The 15969-nt window shown below is 48.2% G+C and carries 17 protein-coding genes; 16 read left to right on the forward strand and 1 reads right to left on the reverse strand.

Annotation, left to right across the window (positions count from 1 at the left end; all coding sequences use genetic code 11):
* Positions 1-7 precede the first annotated feature (7 nt).
* The 15 genes from FIU99_RS22800 (at position 8) to FIU99_RS22870 (ending at position 14162) form a co-directional block, all read left to right on the forward strand.
* Positions 8-634, forward strand: a complete 627-nt coding sequence (locus tag FIU99_RS22800) for a CpaD family pilus assembly lipoprotein (RefSeq protein WP_006961606.1) — start codon at positions 8-10, stop codon at positions 632-634.
* Positions 634-1800, forward strand: a complete 1167-nt coding sequence (locus FIU99_RS22805) for a P-loop NTPase (RefSeq protein ID WP_006961605.1) — start codon at positions 634-636, stop codon at positions 1798-1800. Before FIU99_RS22800 ends, FIU99_RS22805 begins: the two co-directional genes overlap by 1 nt.
* A complete protein-coding gene (locus FIU99_RS22810) occupies positions 1800-3137 on the forward strand; it encodes a CpaF family protein (protein WP_006961604.1) in 1338 nt (445 codons plus the stop codon). Before FIU99_RS22805 ends, FIU99_RS22810 begins: the two co-directional genes overlap by 1 nt.
* Positions 3134-4039, forward strand: coding sequence for a type II secretion system F family protein (locus FIU99_RS22815; RefSeq protein WP_006961603.1), 906 nt, complete (start codon positions 3134-3136; stop codon positions 4037-4039). Before FIU99_RS22810 ends, FIU99_RS22815 begins: the two co-directional genes overlap by 4 nt.
* Positions 4036-4890, forward strand: a complete 855-nt coding sequence (locus FIU99_RS22820; protein ID WP_006961602.1) for a type II secretion system F family protein — start codon at positions 4036-4038, stop codon at positions 4888-4890. Before FIU99_RS22815 ends, FIU99_RS22820 begins: the two co-directional genes overlap by 4 nt.
* A complete protein-coding gene (locus tag FIU99_RS22825; RefSeq protein WP_006961601.1) occupies positions 4887-5621 on the forward strand; it encodes a lipopolysaccharide assembly protein LapB in 735 nt (244 codons plus the stop codon). The genes FIU99_RS22820 and FIU99_RS22825 overlap by 4 nt, the downstream gene beginning before the upstream one ends.
* The gene (locus tag FIU99_RS22830; protein WP_006961600.1) at positions 5615-6049 is read left to right on the forward strand and encodes a TadE/TadG family type IV pilus assembly protein; all 435 of its coding nucleotides are present in this window, start codon (positions 5615-5617) and stop codon (positions 6047-6049) included. The genes FIU99_RS22825 and FIU99_RS22830 overlap by 7 nt, the downstream gene beginning before the upstream one ends.
* Positions 6039-6608, forward strand: a complete 570-nt coding sequence (gene tadF, locus FIU99_RS22835; protein ID WP_236612188.1) for a tight adherence pilus pseudopilin TadF — start codon at positions 6039-6041, stop codon at positions 6606-6608. The genes FIU99_RS22830 and tadF overlap by 11 nt, the downstream gene beginning before the upstream one ends.
* A complete protein-coding gene (locus FIU99_RS22840) occupies positions 6601-7794 on the forward strand; it encodes a Tad domain-containing protein (protein WP_006961598.1) in 1194 nt (397 codons plus the stop codon). Before tadF ends, FIU99_RS22840 begins: the two co-directional genes overlap by 8 nt.
* 24 nt (positions 7795-7818) lie before the next feature.
* Positions 7819-8283, forward strand: coding sequence for a TlpA disulfide reductase family protein (locus tag FIU99_RS22845; RefSeq protein ID WP_006961597.1), 465 nt, complete (start codon positions 7819-7821; stop codon positions 8281-8283).
* Positions 8280-8744, forward strand: coding sequence for a DUF4266 domain-containing protein (locus FIU99_RS22850; RefSeq protein ID WP_006961596.1), 465 nt, complete (start codon positions 8280-8282; stop codon positions 8742-8744). Before FIU99_RS22845 ends, FIU99_RS22850 begins: the two co-directional genes overlap by 4 nt.
* 19 nt (positions 8745-8763) lie before the next feature.
* On the forward strand, positions 8764-9987 hold the full coding sequence (locus tag FIU99_RS22855) for a DUF3570 domain-containing protein (RefSeq protein WP_006961595.1): 1224 nt from the start codon (positions 8764-8766) through the stop codon (positions 9985-9987).
* A complete protein-coding gene (locus tag FIU99_RS22860) occupies positions 9977-10858 on the forward strand; it encodes an FAD:protein FMN transferase (protein ID WP_006961594.1) in 882 nt (293 codons plus the stop codon). Before FIU99_RS22855 ends, FIU99_RS22860 begins: the two co-directional genes overlap by 11 nt.
* Positions 10858-12597 carry a protein-disulfide reductase DsbD gene (gene dsbD, locus FIU99_RS22865; protein WP_253899457.1) on the forward strand — a complete coding sequence of 580 codons (1740 nt, stop codon included), beginning with the start codon at positions 10858-10860 and terminating at the stop codon, positions 12595-12597. The genes FIU99_RS22860 and dsbD overlap by 1 nt, the downstream gene beginning before the upstream one ends.
* A gap of 128 nt (positions 12598-12725) precedes the next feature.
* Entirely contained in the window at positions 12726-14162 is a 1437-nt protein-coding gene (locus tag FIU99_RS22870) for a coniferyl aldehyde dehydrogenase (RefSeq protein WP_152472562.1), read from the forward strand.
* Here FIU99_RS22870 and FIU99_RS22875 read toward each other — a convergent pair.
* Positions 14148-15053 carry a LysR family transcriptional regulator gene (locus tag FIU99_RS22875; RefSeq protein WP_152472563.1) on the reverse strand — a complete coding sequence of 302 codons (906 nt, stop codon included), beginning with the start codon at positions 15051-15053 and terminating at the stop codon, positions 14148-14150. The genes FIU99_RS22870 and FIU99_RS22875 overlap by 15 nt on opposite strands.
* 154 nt (positions 15054-15207) lie before the next feature.
* On the opposite strand from FIU99_RS22875, the gene FIU99_RS22880 reads away from it, so the two are divergent.
* Entirely contained in the window at positions 15208-15927 is a 720-nt protein-coding gene (locus tag FIU99_RS22880; protein ID WP_006961590.1) for an SDR family oxidoreductase, read from the forward strand.
* Positions 15928-15969 lie beyond the last annotated feature (42 nt).

Consider the following 15969-nt stretch of genomic DNA (forward strand, 5'->3'; position numbering starts at 1 on the left):
GGTGCGCATGAAAATACAATCGTTACTTTTGCCTGTTTTGCTTGCCCTGAGTGGCTGTGCTTCTGATCAAATAGCGCGTCAGCCTGCCATAGATGTGGTCTCCGTAACTAATAAGCTTACTCTTGCGGTCGAAAAGCAGTCGCTAACTCCGCAGCAGCAACAAGATATCCGTTCGTTCATCGTTCAGCGCGGAAACCCTTATAGCCTAAGAGTGAAATTGGTGAGCTATTCACCTAAAGGGCAGTCTCAGATTAAGCCTATTTCAAACCTATTGCTCGGACAGGGCCTCGCCAAGCACCAGATCATGACGGAACGTGCGACCGGAACTCAATCTGGTGATGTGCAGGTCATCGTTGAGTCGTTTCGTGCCAAAGTGCCTGGATGTGGCACTGACAAATCACAGCCGGTCATCTTCAACCAATATAAAACGCATCAGGCATACGGGTGCAGTAATGCTGCGGCTTTAGCGCAAATGGTCGCTAACCCGAAGGATTTGGTTGTGGGTGAAAAGCTCGGTCCAACGAATGGGGCAAAAGCCGTTGCAGCCATTGATGCTTATGTTGCTCCAGCAAGCACCAATGAAAATAGTCAAGACAACGGCTCGGTGATTTCGATTAGTACGGGGGGTAACTAATGATGAAAAATCAGAACCTTTCAGTATTGGTGGCAAGCTCTCCGGCGCTGGACAGCTACCATCTAAGCCTTGCATTTGCAGAGCAAGGGATCACTCAGCTTACTCAGGTTTCTCTAGAGCGTGAGCAGATCATCAAGCAGGCACTGATCAATAACCACAGCGTCATTGCGCTAGATGTGATTGGTTTGTCAATTGAAGATGCTCAAAGTCTTGTGAGTAATCTAGTTCATCGTACAGGCTGCAAGGTCATCGCAATTGGTGATGATGAGAAGATCGCTTACTACCGCAGTTTGCTATCGGCTGGAGCTCTCGAATATCTGGTGAATCCTATTGCACCGGATGCGTTCGCGTCTCTCGATTTTGGTCACCATCACAATGGAAACCAAAGGGGTAAACGTATCTCTGTAGTAGGTACTAAAGGTGGCGTTGGCACTTCCACTGTCGTTGCGAATCTCGCACGAATGATGAACAGCCGTGGCCAGTCGACAGCAGTGGCTGACCTTGATTTTGCCTCAGGGGATCTGGACTTGCACTTCGATGTTCAAGGGAATACCGCTTTGGTTGAAATGCTGCAGTATCCAGAGCGCCTTGAGCCAGTAGTCTTTGAACGAAGTGGCATTACGGTTCAGCCAGACTTAACCTTGTTCACGGGCTATTTACCTTTGGATACAGACCCGTTTTGGCCGGACAAAAACGCGTTAGAACATTTCAGTAAATACTGCCTGGAGCACGCCGATAATCTCATCTTTGATATTCCCTCGTTCTCTCTGAGAGATCAGGTCGGTATGAGCGTGCTAAAAAGTGCAGATGTGCGCGTTATCGTCGTTGAGCCAACCTTGTCGTCAATTCGTAACGCTGGGCAAATCTTTAGCTTCCTTTCTGCTGGGGCAGAAGCTGGTCTCGCTAAGGAAAACCTCTTAGTCGTCAATCGCACCAAATCGAACAAAGCTTCCTTAATTGCATTGAATGATGTTCACCGTGCACTGGGTGTTGATATTGATGTTTCAGTGCCTTTTGCACCGAATCACTTCTTAGCTAAAGAGTCGTTGGGGCAGTCTGCCATCAGAGGGAATCGCAAGGTCAGCCAAGCGTTTTCTGACTTAGCGGATAAAGTTGAAGGCACACCGCAATCACGCTCATTCAGATTCTGGAAACGAGGGGCGTAATGTTTAAGTCGACAAGAGCGAAAGAGCCATTAGCGGTAAACCACGCACACAGTGCCGTAGCAGCGCAATCGGATCCTATTCGTGAACATTATCACCTGATCCACTCTCAGGTGGTGAATGCGATTGAAGCCAGTGTTGTCATCAAACTCAGCCCTCAGGAATTAGAAGCGAGGATTTTACTGCTGGTGACGGATGTGGTTGCGACTCATCAGCTACCACTGGGCAATCGTGAAGTCGCGCTAGTGGTCAAACAGCTGGTGGATGAGCTATTGGGTTTGGGGCCGCTGCAACCATTGATCGATGATCCCATGGTAAGTGACATCATGGTGAATGGCCCCAATGAGGTTTACATCGAGAAATTGGGTAAATTGCAAAAGACGTCGGTCGAGTTTCGCAGTGAAGAGCAGTTGCTCAACCTAGCTCGTCGAATCGTCAGCAAAGTAGGTCGTCGAATTGATGAAAGCTCTCCACTGGTTGATGCGCGTTTAGAAGATGGCAGCAGGGTCAATGTCATGATCCCTCCGCTTGCATTGGATGGCACGTGTATTTCAATTCGTAAATTCAATCAGGAAAAACTGTCTCTCAATCAGATGGCGCAAAATGGCGCCATGTCAGACAGTATGGTGCGCTTACTGGACATCATTGTTCGTTGTCGGTTGAACGTTTTGATTGCGGGTGGAACCGGTGCAGGTAAAACGACGCTGCTCAATGCGATGTCATTCAGTATTTCGCCTCATGAGCGGATTATCACCATTGAAGATGCCGCAGAGCTTCAGCTTCAACAGCCGCACGTGGTTCGAGCTGAAACCAGACCTGCAAACGCAGAAGGGCTCGCTGCTGTCAGTCAACGAGAGTTGGTTAAGAATGCGCTAAGGATGCGCCCTGATCGTATCATCCTTGGAGAGGTGCGTGGTGACGAAGCCTTTGAAATGATGCAGGCTATGAACACTGGCCACGAAGGTTCTTTATCGACCTTACACGCGAATTCTTCGTTAGATGCATTGGTTCGAATTGAAAACATGCTGATGATGGCGCAATCCACCTTGCCATTGTTTGCATTGCGTCGACAAGTGGCTGATACGATTGATGTGGTGGTTCAGGTAGAGAGAATGCGTGATGGCAAGCGTCGTGTCGTCGCTATCACAGAGGTTATCGGTTTGGAAGGCGAGCAGTATGTCACCAACGATCTCTACCGCTTTGAGGTTCAGGGCGAAGATCATCAGGGTCAACTGCTGGGCAAGTACATGAGTGCCAGAAGCTTGCCTGCTTTTGCATCCAAAGCGCAATATTACCAACTTGACAGCCAATTACGTTCGGCCATGGAGCTCAACTTATGATCCTTGCTCTGGTCGTGATTTGGTGCCTGACCGTAGCGTTTTCCCTTCATTACTACAGCCAGCGTCGTAATGTGAAGCGACGCTTGTCGAAGTATACCCCTGAGGCGGGTACGAGTCATTTGAGCTCGATTGTTAAATCGCGCCAGTCTGGCGGGAGAGTGCGCGAGTTCTTGTATCGTACTGACGCCTTGTTGCCACGTCAGGACAAGCTACTGCTTGCTTTATCAGCATTCGCTTTACCGCTTGGCACGATATTCTGGCTGCAAGCGCTAGCATGGTATTGGCAAACCGCTGTTGTTTTAGTGTGTTTTGGTGTCTTGTTCTGCGCGCTGTTTGTTGTGCGTCGTAAAAAGCAAATTGAAGAGTTTGATACCAATATCGTTCAGGTGTTGGGGCTTGTTAGTCGTGCGGTGTCCGCCGGCCTTTCTGTTCCTCAAGCCATCGAACAAGTGGCGAATTCTCAAACAGGGTTATTGGGGCGGGAATTTGCGCTTATTACAGACAATTTGGCGTTAGGTATTTCACTGCGTCAAACACTTGATGAAGCCTGTACTCGCCTTCCTTACCGTACTTTTCGTTATTTTTCCGTCGCTCTGATTCTTAATCAGAGTAACGGAGGCCAGTTGAGGGAGATCCTCCACAATCTGAGCCGCACCATGCATGACAATCGAGCCATGCTCAAGAAGGTAAAAAGTATGACCGCGGAACCGAGAATGACGGCAAAATTTCTTTCGCTGCTGCCATTGATACTGGTGGCCGTTGTTGCGTGGATTGATGTGTCGTTGTTCGAGTTACTGGTCTACACCGAAAGTGGTCAGTCGATTCTGATTTACTGTGCAGCCAGCATTGCTTTTGGCGGTTTCACGCTCCATTCGCTGACTAAAAATAGGAAGTTCTCATGATATCTATGATTGCGACCTTGCTGATTGTGGTGGGCGTCATTAGTTCCGTGGTTTGCTTTCAGCTTGCACGTCAGCAGGACGTCATCCATCGCCGCTTGAAACAGGTCAGTATTTCGACACTGCACACTCGCTCACTAGGCGAAAAATGGCGATGGAAGTCGAACCCAGCTCGTCAAAAACAACTGGCATTAATTGGCTTTAGCCAAAATCATGCAGAAACCCAGTTTGTATTGATTCGCTTTGTCTTGATGCTTTGCGGCGCTGGCTTGTGGCATTTTAGCCGCTCTTTAGGCTGGTCAGCGGCGGATATTGCTCAGGATATAGCTGTGGCAATCGCATGCGGTATTGCGGTTGATCGACTGCTCGAATGGCGCGTTAACCAGATTCGTCAGGAAATCTCCAAAGTGGCACCCGATGCACTCGATCTTATGGTGGTCTGCGTCGCTTCTGGGCTGACATTGGAAAACACTTTCCGTGTTGTTGGTGAAGAAATGACGTCAGTTTCTCCGGCTTTAGCCCGAGAATGGGCACTGACCGCAACGGAAATGTCGGTGCTGGATTCTCCGCAGCAAGCTTTGCAGAATCTGGATCAGAGATTGGAATTGCCAGATATCAACAACATGGTTGTGACTATGTCTCAAGCACTTCAGTTTGGTACGCCTCTCTCGCAGGCATTGAGCCTGATTGCGTCTGATAGTCGTCAATACCAGTTGCTCGATCTCGAAGAGTGGGTAGGAAAAATTCCAGCCAAAATGTCTTTCCCACTTGTGGTGTTCATCATGCTTCCAGTCGTGGTCATGATTGTCGCCCCTGTTGTTCTCAGTCTGTTTAATACCTTGGACACACTATGATTAAACCATTCATTTCTGCCTGCTTTTGTCTATTGGTTCTTGGTTGCCAGTCCACAGACAATCAGGTTGAACAATCCGATTTTCAGCTGGCTGAAACCGCACTGACAAATGGTCATGCGGACAATGCGCTTAGTATTTATAAGCAGAAACTGGAAGTGACTCCAGATGATCCCCAGCTTTTGTTTCTGGCGGGGAGTGCCAGTAATCAAGCCGCTCGTTACGATGAGGCGCTGCATTATCTCAAAAAGGGCAGTGCACTTAAGCCCTCCCCACAGTTTGATCGTGAATTAGGTCGCGCGCACTTAGCATTGGGAAATGTACGTTTAGCGACGGAATCACTGCGCAGAGCGGTGGAAGGAAACGAGAAAGACGAAGTGGCGCTAAACAGTCTTGGTGTGAGTTACTCACTGCAAAAAAACTATACGGATGCTCGTGATGCATTTCAGCAGGCGATTAACATCAGGCCGGACAGTTTAGAGTACCGAAACAACCTCGCGCTGAGCTGGATGCTAGATGGTCAGCCAGGTCAAAGTATTCGGATTCTTTACCCAATTTACCAACGCGGAGAAGCGACAACTAAGCTGCGGCTTAATCTAGCATTATCTTATGCGTTGCAAGGTGAGGTCGATGCTGCACGAACGATCGCGATGGGCGATCTGACCAAAGCGGAGTTAGAGAACAACTTAGCGTATTACCAGCATCTTGCTGAGCTGGGAGCTAGCGCATGGTGATGAAGCGTCATTCTGGGAGCCAGACGATAGAGTTTGCAATGGTAATTGTTCCCCTGATGATTGTGCTACTGGCGGCATTTGAATTTGCTCGCCTGATGTGGGTCACCATGATCTTTGAATCTGCCGTCAATGCTGCGGTTAGGGATGTAAGAACGCTGCCACCTTCCACGACTTTAGACAGTCGAATCCGCGATCGCATCGCCTCGTTTCCATTGCTCGATCTAGAGAAGATCGACATTGACCCTCCACGTTATAGCGATAGCGTTCAATCTTTAGCTTTGGGGAGAACGACCACTTCTCTGACTGCGGTGATGGCCGAGTACCACATTCGATACCGTTTTACCTTTTTATTGGTACCAGCCCTGTCTGAAACGTTTCCTTCAGTGGCGTCTTTAAGCCGAACCGTATTGGTGAGTCATGATGCGTAGTGTTTCAAAGCAAAATGGCGCAACCGTGATCGAGTTTCCGTTTGTTGTGCTCGGAATTCTAACCATCGTTTTGGGGCTGTTCGCAGTGTACAAGCTGCTCTACCTTCAAAGTCGTGTCGATAGTACGGCATATTCGATGGCGAGCGCTGCTGCAAGAGCGTTAGTGCCACAAGGTAGCGCTAAAGCCTATGACGATGCGAGTGCTAATCAACTGTTGAGTGTTGCACAGCGTTCTTTACCCACAGGTTTTGAAGCAGAGCGTATAGGGCTTGTACTTGAAATTCGAACTGTGACTGCTGGCCGCACTGAGCTCGTCACCCAAAAAGCAGGCAGTGACTGCGAGGTAGAACAAACGATAGATGCTCTTTCTACACTCGCTCCAGTTAGCCGAAGCTCGATCGCCTCGTTACGTGGTAAGACTGCGAGCCTATATCAGGTAACGCTTTGTGTCTCTGAGCCGTTGGAGTCGGATAGTGCCATTTTCAATTGGCTGCCGTTACCGCTTCCAACATCCATGCGCAGCCAAGCTGCCATGATAGGGAGGCGCTACAGTGCTTAAGCAACACACAGGCTCCGTCTCCTTATCCTTCTTAGCTCTGCTGATTCCTTTGGTGGTGCTGTCTGCTGCGACCATCATGATTGGTTTTCAGGTACAACTGAGCAGTCGTGCGATGCAAGCCGTAGACGCGGCTTCCTTGGCGTGTGCATTTGCCGACTACTCCGATCCTAGCGTTAATCAGGCGTATCTGGAGTATTACCAGCCCAACGTAAAACTGGTGAAAAGCGAGATATACAGCGCTTCAGGCTGTGAGCTGAACATGGGGTATCAACTGACGGGGCTTTTCTCATCATTGAAATTTGCACAGGCTTCGTATTCTGCGCAGTCAGGCTCTGTGGAGCAGGCGCACGTCAATCAGTCGGCTAGTGTGACCCCAACGGAAATGACTTTAGTGTTGGACATTTCCAGTTCCATGGCAGGGTCAATCGACACATTAAAGAGCATCCTTACTCGAGCAATAGAACGCATTGAGCAAGACAATGTACAAATCGATGGAAGGCGAGCAATTAGTATCTCTATCGTGCCTTTTTCTGATGGGGTGTCTGCTCGCAATGCCGATTGGTTAGATGACAAAGGCGTCTTTTGTATCGATGGGCTAACCAAAGAATCTGGCGGCTCTGTATTGGTGAATGAAACCGTTCAAAACCTAGACCGAATCCACTCCGAGAAGGCGGTTAGTCACCGTGCACCGGACGAGTTTCTCGCAGACTGCAGTGCCTCAGCCACCCTTGTCCCGCTTACCGACAATATGAGCGAAGTGAAAACAGCAATTAATGCCCTGACTACGACAGGTGGCACCCGCTCGTATCAAGGGGTTATCTGGGGGGCTCGTCAACTGATTCCAAGGTGGCGCCAAGAATGGGGATATAACCCTTATTCGCTCGCACCTAAGCAAAAGCTGATTCTGATGACTGATGGAGTTGATAGTGGTTATGTACTGGATGACCTGATTGACGCTGGCCTTTGTGACCGTTTAGCCAATGAATTTGCTATTGAGCTCAATTTTATTGGTTTCAATGTCCAAGACAGCCGCCTAGCTCAGTTTCAGAGCTGCATCAACGCTGCAAATACAGACGGAATCAAGGGGCAGGTTTTCTCTGCAACCAACACCGAGAAACTCGATGAGTACTTTTCAAAGATATTAGAAGTTCAGTATGACACCACGCTTAACTTCGGACAGAAATAAAACAACAAAATTATGGAGAAAATAATGATTAAACAATTGGTTGTGCTATTCGCCTTATGCGCCTCTTTCTCTGCATCTGCGTTTAAAGAAGGAGACACAATTACAGATTCAGCGTCAACGGGGCTCAAGCTGGATCAAAGCCAGTTAACGATAGTGGATTTCTTTGCGGAGTGGTGTGTTTCATGTCGCCATGAACTGCCTTTGGTTAATCAGCTTTACCGTGAACTAGAAGGGACAGGCGTGACGGTTGTCGGTGTGGATGTCGATGAGGAGGTCGAAGTTGGCCTTGAGTTTCAAAAATCGTTAGGTTTGACCTTTCCTGTCGTCAACGATCCAAAGCAACAGTTGATCGCCGAGTTCAAGCCGATTGGTATGCCAGCGCTCTACTACATCTATCAGGGCCAAGTACTCAAAGTTCGGTTTGGCGCCATCAACGATATCCGTAACGTTATTCTCACTGATCTGGCCGATATGGGAGTGCAGCTATGAAGCCAGTCGTTCTTGTGTTTGCTCTCTGCTTTCCGGCGCTGAGCGTTGCTGCACCCAAAGTGGATTTAAGTCAGTTAGGGAAAAAAACTTCCCATGCTACGGAAACATCTGTCAGTGCTTCCAGCATTGAAGAAGAGGTGATTTCTGGTCAGGTCTACACCAGTGGCAGTTCTGAAATCGGTGCTCGTCGCAACGTTGAATTAGTCAAACCTCAGGCTAAGGATTTAACGCTGAATAAGCCAAAAGCCGTCGCAAATGAAAAGTCAGCACTCGCTTTTGTCGACGAAGCATTGGGTATCGAACCCGTTAAGCCGTGGGAAAAAGGCACGCTGGCTAAGAAAGAGATGAAACCCGGAGGGCCGGTGCCTGAGTTCGACTTATTTTCGGAGAAGGTCTTCTCATACAAGCAAGGTTCAGTGGGTGGCAGTGGCGTCGGTGGCGGCGGCTGTGGTTGTAACTAAATACTAAAAATAAATCAGAATGAAAAAACTACCTTTAACGCTGCTGAGCGCAGCGGCAGTGGCGAATAGTGCGCTAGCAGAAGACCATATCTCTGTTCACTACCTAAATTACGAAGAGTATGACGATAAAGTGGAAGCAGGCGACAGCGTTGTTTCTATCGAAAAGAGTTTTGGTCTTGATTGGACCATCAATCTTGAATTGGGCTACGACACGGTTTCTGGTGCGTCACCATCTTGGGGGCCAACAACTCCAATTGGCAGTGCAGCGGATGCGGTAAACCGTGCGACGAAAACTCAACAAGCTCAAAATATGACGGATCAGGTGATCCGCGCTGGCTACGATCCCCACAGCAGTGGCTACAAAATTCAGAAATATGAGCTGGAAGATACCCGTAAATCGATCAATGGCAGCGCGACTTACCGAGACGAGCTGCGTAACGAGTGGACTTTCGGCGCTAACTTTTCCAAAGAAGAGGATTACCGCAGTATTGGCTTAAATGGTAAAGGGCTAATTTACGCCGACGCACAGAAAAACCGCTCATACAGTTTAGGGTTTTCTACCCTGTTTGATGAAACGATGACGTTTGGCAAATATCAAACCTCGACCAATCCACAATCTTGGGAAGACATCTTTACAGGGAATGTTGAGGCAGGGCTTTCACAAACCTTCTCGCCAAATTACTACATGGTCTTCACCGGCTATGCGGGTTATCGTTCTGGCTATCTTAGCAATCACTATCTGACGGTGTTGCGTGAGGTGGATATTGATGGCGATGGCTCGATTGGTACTGACGAGGTCTTTCTTGGTCAGGATTCACGCCCGGATACTCGTTTGTCAGGTGGCGTGAATATTCAGGCGTTCTGGTCAATGTCCGAAACTCTAGTGGTTCGCCCTCGTTACAAATGGTTCCAGGACGACTGGGGCGTAGCCTCTCATCAGCTTGGCGGCAAGCTTTCTTGGACGGTCAACAGTTGGCTAACGTTAGCTCCGGGTTATTTCTGGTACACCCAAAGCGCCGCCGATTTCTACCGTGATCCTAATGGCAGTGATCCTACGTTTGCTTCATCGGGTTATGCGACCTCTGATTTACGTCTTGGTGATTTTACGGCCAATGCCTATGAATTAGGCGCAAGCTTTAAAGTGCATAAGAAACTGCGTTTCAATCTGCTTGGCGCTTATTACGAGCAGTCCAATGGTTTTGAAGCTCAGTGGTGGGCAGTAGGGGCAACCTATGAGTTTTAATCCGCCGTTTGTTCACCGATTTCAGGCGATGACGGTTCCTTGTGAAGTTCAGTTGTATCACTCAGAGAAAGCCGCAGATATCGTGGCTTTAATTGAGTCTAATACTCTGAGATTAGAGCAGAAATTTAACTTTTATGATTCTCAATCTTGGCTCAATCAGCAAGTGAATCAACGTCAGTCATCATCTGTGGCCTTGGATGATGAAAGCTACGCTGTATTTGAAGTTTTGAAGCGTTTGGTTGATGGCACGAAAGGTGTTTTTGACCCTACGGTCGGTACTGTGAAGTCAATGATGGCCAGCACGCCTCAATTGGACAGAAGTGCGGCTTATGAAGGTGCTAAGGCGTTTATGGGCGTTGATGCTTGGTCTCTATCAGATAAAACGCTCTCTATCCCCCACGCAGAGACTCAATTTGACTTGGGTGGAGTGATTAAAGAGTTTGCGGTCGATCAGGCGGTGATGATCGCAGAGAAATTTGGTGTTTCTTCTGCGCTGGTGAATTTTGGTGGAGACATTCGAGCGCTTGGCACTAAGCCAGACGGTGCACCTTTCAATGTGGCGGTGCTCAATCCGAAGAATAAGCATGAGCCATTTTTCTCATTGCCACTGGCTAATGCCGCATTGACGACCTCAGCTCATTACGAGCGAAGCTTCCAATTTGGTGATGAGGAAAGCTCACACATATTGTCGCAACGTGGAACACATCCTCAAGTGCTCTCTGTCAGCGTCTTAGCTCCAACGACACTGGAAGCCGGCGCCCTCAGTACGGCATTGACATTAGAGCCGACTTTACCAGTCCCTGAACAAGTCGGTGTTGTATTTATTGACGATCAATTAGCTATTCATCAAGACACGGAGTTTGTAGCGTGATCAGAATTTTCATCCTGCCATTATTACTGTTTATCTCTGCCTTTACGTTCGCGCAGGATCCTGACTTTTTGCCTGTCGAAGAGGCATTTCCTTATCAATGGTCGGTCAGTGAACAAGGTGTGCAGATCCATTTCGCGACTCAGCCTGAATATTATCTCTATAAAGGCCGATTTAAGTTTTCAGCAGATAGCGGCGTTGAGTTGACTGACCCTCAATTTTCTTCACCGGGCAAACAGAAACAAGACAAGTACTTTGGCGAAGTCGTCGTTTTCGATAAGCCAGTAACCGTGCTGGTACCTTATGGTGGCGAAGGTCAACTAAAGGTTCGTTATCAAGGTTGCTCAGAAAAAGGTCTGTGTTACTTACCTCAGACGATCAAACTCGACTTGCCCGCCAATACACTGAATGACAGCAGCTCCTCTATTTGGGATAAAGTTGGCGGTTTGGCGGAAGACACGGCGGGCCTGTCTGAGCTCTTAGGCAGCGCGTCCAAAACTCAGGCTCTCCTCATCTTTTTCCTACTTGGTTTAGGGCTGTCACTGACACCTTGTGTGTTGCCCATGGTGCCTATTTTGTCGAGCATCATTGGTGGTGACGCAAAAATGACAGGCCGAAAAGGTCTAGTTTTGTCAACGTCCTATGTGTTGGGTATGGCTTCCAGTTATGCGCTAACGGGGATCTTAGTCACGACGCTGGCTAAAGGTGTTAACCTGCAAGCGGCGATGCAGCAACCTTGGTTGCTATCGATATTTGCGGTGGTGTTTGTCTTGCTTGCTTTAGCGATGTTTGGCTTTTACGAGCTGCAATTGCCTGCATCCATTCAACAGAAACTAAATGCAAGCTCAGACAAACTAGGCGGCGGCAAAGTGGCAAGCGTATTTGTGATGGGCGCTGTGTCTGCGTTAGTGGTTTCACCTTGTGTGAGTGCGCCATTGGCTGGGGCGTTACTCTATGTTTCCACCACGCAAGATTGGGTATTGGGTGGCGTAACCCTGTTTGTGATGGCATTAGGTATGGGTGTGCCACTGATTCTGATTGGCATGAGTGGCGGTAAATTGCTCCCCAAAAGCGGCCCTTGGATGATTGCTGTGAAGCAACTGTTCGGTGTTTTGTTGCTGGCGGTCGCGATTGTGTTGTTGAGCCGTTTTATTCCAGATTGGTTGACGATGCTCTTATGGGCGGTGCTTGCCATTGGAGGCGGCATTCATTTTGGTGCGCTGGATTCAGCACAACCAGGTTGGGCGAGAACCCGTAAACTGGCAGCATTTATGTCTCTGTTCTACGGGTTGATCTTATTTGTCGGCATGTTGACCGGCTCAAACGATCCTCTTAAACCACTTAATGTTGCACAGACTACATCAGACCAACCAGTCGCGGTTTTACCATTTGAGAAAGTCAGCTCTGTTGAAGTCTTGGACCAACAATTAGCACTAGCGAAGCAGCAGGGTAAACCGGTACTGATTGACCTTTATGCCGACTGGTGTGTCTCGTGTAAGGTCATTGAGAATGAAGTGTTTGGCCATGAATCTGTACAAAAGCAGTTTGCTGACTGGAATACGATTAAGTTTGATGTCACAGAGAGTACCCCTGAGCAGATGGCGTGGCTGGCAGAGCGTAATGTGTTTGGTCCACCGGCGGTATTTTTCTTTGATACCAAAGGTGCTGAAATCGCTCAGCAGAGAATTGTCGGAGCCACAGGGCTTGAGCATTTTCAATCTGTGATGACCCAATTGCAGTAATTAACAGAAGGCGGCATTTATGTCGCCTTTATCTTATGCACGTTAGGAGCGTGCTAGCCAAGACATTGCTGTCGAATCTGGCTACTATACTTATGAGCAAAGAATAACCAATCAGGCAATGATGGTACATGGAAGGCGTCGTAGATCTTAATCGTTGGCAAAAAGAACACATCAGAACGCAGCAAGAGTTACTTCATCTCTATGCTGAAGTCCGAGCTTTTTATTTGAGTGAGCCATTTTCTGGCTACAACGTTCGGATGAAAAGGCTAAAGATCCTCAAGCAAGCGTTACTTGAACACAAGGAAGAGTTGGTTGAGGCTCTGCAAAAGGACTATGGTGCGCGCAGCCGTTTCGACAGCATGATTTGCGACATCCTACCCGCGGTCTCTCACATCAATTACACCATCAAGCACCTGAAAAAGTGGATGAAACCAAGTCGACGTAAAGCGGGCTTGTTGCTGTCTCCTTCGTCAATCACAGTCGAGTATCAACCGCTAGGTGTGGTCGGAGTTATTGTCCCTTGGAACTTTCCAATCGTGCTGAGCATTGCACCTATCGTGACGGCGATTGCGGCGGGAAACCGAGTCATGGTTAAGTTGAGTGAGCATACCCATCATACCAATCAGGTACTCAGCCAGATCTTATCTTGCTTAGACCGACACATTTACCCCATTGAGGGCGAAGCTGAGATTGCCAGCTATTTTTCTCAGCTCCCCTTTGATCACCTTATCTTTACGGGGTCGACGCCAGTAGGGAAGCTCGTCGCTCAGGCTGCGGCGAAGAACCTTACCCCTGTGACATTGGAGCTCGGCGGTAAGTCGCCAGTCGTGATTGATAATGACATTGATCTTCGCGCAGCGGTTGATGCAGTGTTACTTGGCAAGTCGGTTAATGCCGGACAAATTTGTGTTGCACCAGACTATGTTCTGCTGCCTCAAGGAAAAGAGCTGTTATTCATCAACCTGTATCTGAAACGTTATAAGGCACTGTATATAGAGGGCGATAAAGCGCCAACGGTAACCCACATCATCAACGAACGGCAGTATGACCGCCTTCACGCGATGTTAGCGGACGCAAAAGACCATGGTGCCGGCATTTACACCATTGAGGACGTGATGTTGGATGGGCGTCAGATGCTGCCGCATTTGATTACGGGGGTTACAGAAAATATGCAGGTGATGCAGGAAGAGATATTCGGCCCACTGCTACCCGTGATTGGCTATCGTCATCTGAATGAGGCGCTCAATTACATTAACGTTAAACCAAGACCGCTGGCTTTGTATCTGATGTCGACAGATCGCATTTTGCAGAGACAAATCATCGAGCAGACCCACAGTGGCGGTGTTGCGATTAACGATACTCTGTTACATGTGGCGGCTGAAGATGCACCGTTTGGCGGGATAGGGGAGTCTGGTATTGGTCACTATCATGGCTTCGAAGGTTTTCAGACTTTCTCTAAAGCAAAAACCGTTTTGAGCTCCCCAGCTTGGCTGCCAAGAAGCCGGATTCTTTTGCGCTTCAGAAATTTGGCTGAAAAAGTCTTAGGACGACTATTTATCCGCTAAGCGAGTATTGAAGTAGTGCTTCACAAAGCTGATGAATTCTCGTAGCCGCTTAGGCTGAAAACGATCTCTATGATAGATGGCCGAAAAATCGACGCTCGGAATCCCCCAGTGATCAAATACTTCGACCAGCTCTCCCCGTGCTAATTCTTCTTCACAGTAAATCATCGGCACACGTATGATGCCGTTGCCATTGAGTGCGCCTTTTACCAACACACGGCCATTTTTGCACTGCATGTGGCCATTGACTAACACATCGTAGTGTTGCGCATCCGCTGTATTTTCAAAGCTCCACCTTTTGACTGAGCCAGTTAAGCAATGATGCTGAGTGAGCTCTTTAGGGTGATTAGGTTGACCATATCGTTTTAGGTAGCCAGGGCTGGCTAGAGTGCCCATTTTGATATCAAGCAGCTTTCGGGCGACGAATCCTGAGTCTTCAAGTTTGCCCATGCGAAAGGCAATATCGAAGTCATCTTCAATCAAATCCACCCGATGGCTGCTGAAATCTAGATTGATGCTGACATCGGGGTGTACATGCATAAACTCCGTCGCAATTTGAGCGATCAGCTCCTCCCCGAGATAGCCGCCCACGCAATTGATCTTTATTTCGCCTTGTACCTTTTCTACGTCATCCACTGCAGCCAATAACGCCTGATCAATATTATGCAGCGCTTTCTCACATTGCTGGTAAAAGGCTTTCCCTGCTTCAGTGAGCTTGAGCGTGCGGGTGGTTCGGATCAGTAATGTCACGCCCATTTGATTTTCAAGGCTGCTTATCTGGCGTGATACGTGAGAGCGCGACACATCCAGCGCTTCTGCAGCTTTAGTAAAGTTCCCCAATTGTGCGATGAGGACAAAAGAGCGGATGTCAGCGAGATTAATCTGGTTGAGCACAGTAGATATCCAATCGAATCTAATTCTGTTTATTGTTGCACTACAGCAACAGTGTTTCAACTGGAGTGATATATATCAACAAAAACGATTTACGTAATATACCTCCATCGCAGCGAAACAGAGCTGCTACTGAACAACTACAGAGGAAATAAAGATGAAAAAACTAATCGTAATCACAGGTGCAAGTTCTGGTATTGGTGAAGCAATTGCTCGTCGTCTAAGCAACGAAGGTCATCCTCTGCTTCTGCTTGCTCGTCGTGTTGAGCGTCTTGAAGCACTAGATCTGCCAAACACTTTATGTGAAAAAGTGGATGTGACAGACAAAGCCTCATTTGAAGCAGCGATTGCAAAAGCAGAGGCGCAATTTGGCCCGGTTGATGGCCTAGTAAACAACGCTGGCGTTATGTTGTTAGGTCAGATTGATACTCAAGACGCGACTGAATGGAAACGCATGTTTGATGTCAACGTACTTGGTCTACTGAACGGTATGCAATCTGTATTGGCACCTATGATGGAGCGAAACAGCGGCACGATTATCAATGTCAGCTCTATCGCGGGTAAGAAAACCTTCCCTAATCATGCAGCATACTGCGGTACTAAATTTGCCGTTCACGCCATCTCTGAAAATGTACGTGAAGAAGTGGCTGCGTCAAACGTACGTGTAACAACGATTGCTCCGGGTGCGGTAGAGACTGAACTGTTGTCTCACACGACTTCTCAGGAAATCAAAGATGGCTACGACGACTGGAAAGTGGACATGGGTGGTGTATTGGCAGCAGATGATGTAGCTCGTGCGGTCGAGTTTGCTTACAGCCAACCTCAAAACGTGTGTATTCGTGAGATTGCGCTAGCGCCAACTAAGCAACAGCCATAATCACTTTATGATTTTAATTAGGTCAGCGAATGCTGGCCTTTT

This window comes from Vibrio sp. THAF64 (assembly GCF_009363455.1).
GTDB classification, from domain to species: Bacteria; Pseudomonadota; Gammaproteobacteria; order Enterobacterales; family Vibrionaceae; genus Vibrio; species Vibrio coralliilyticus.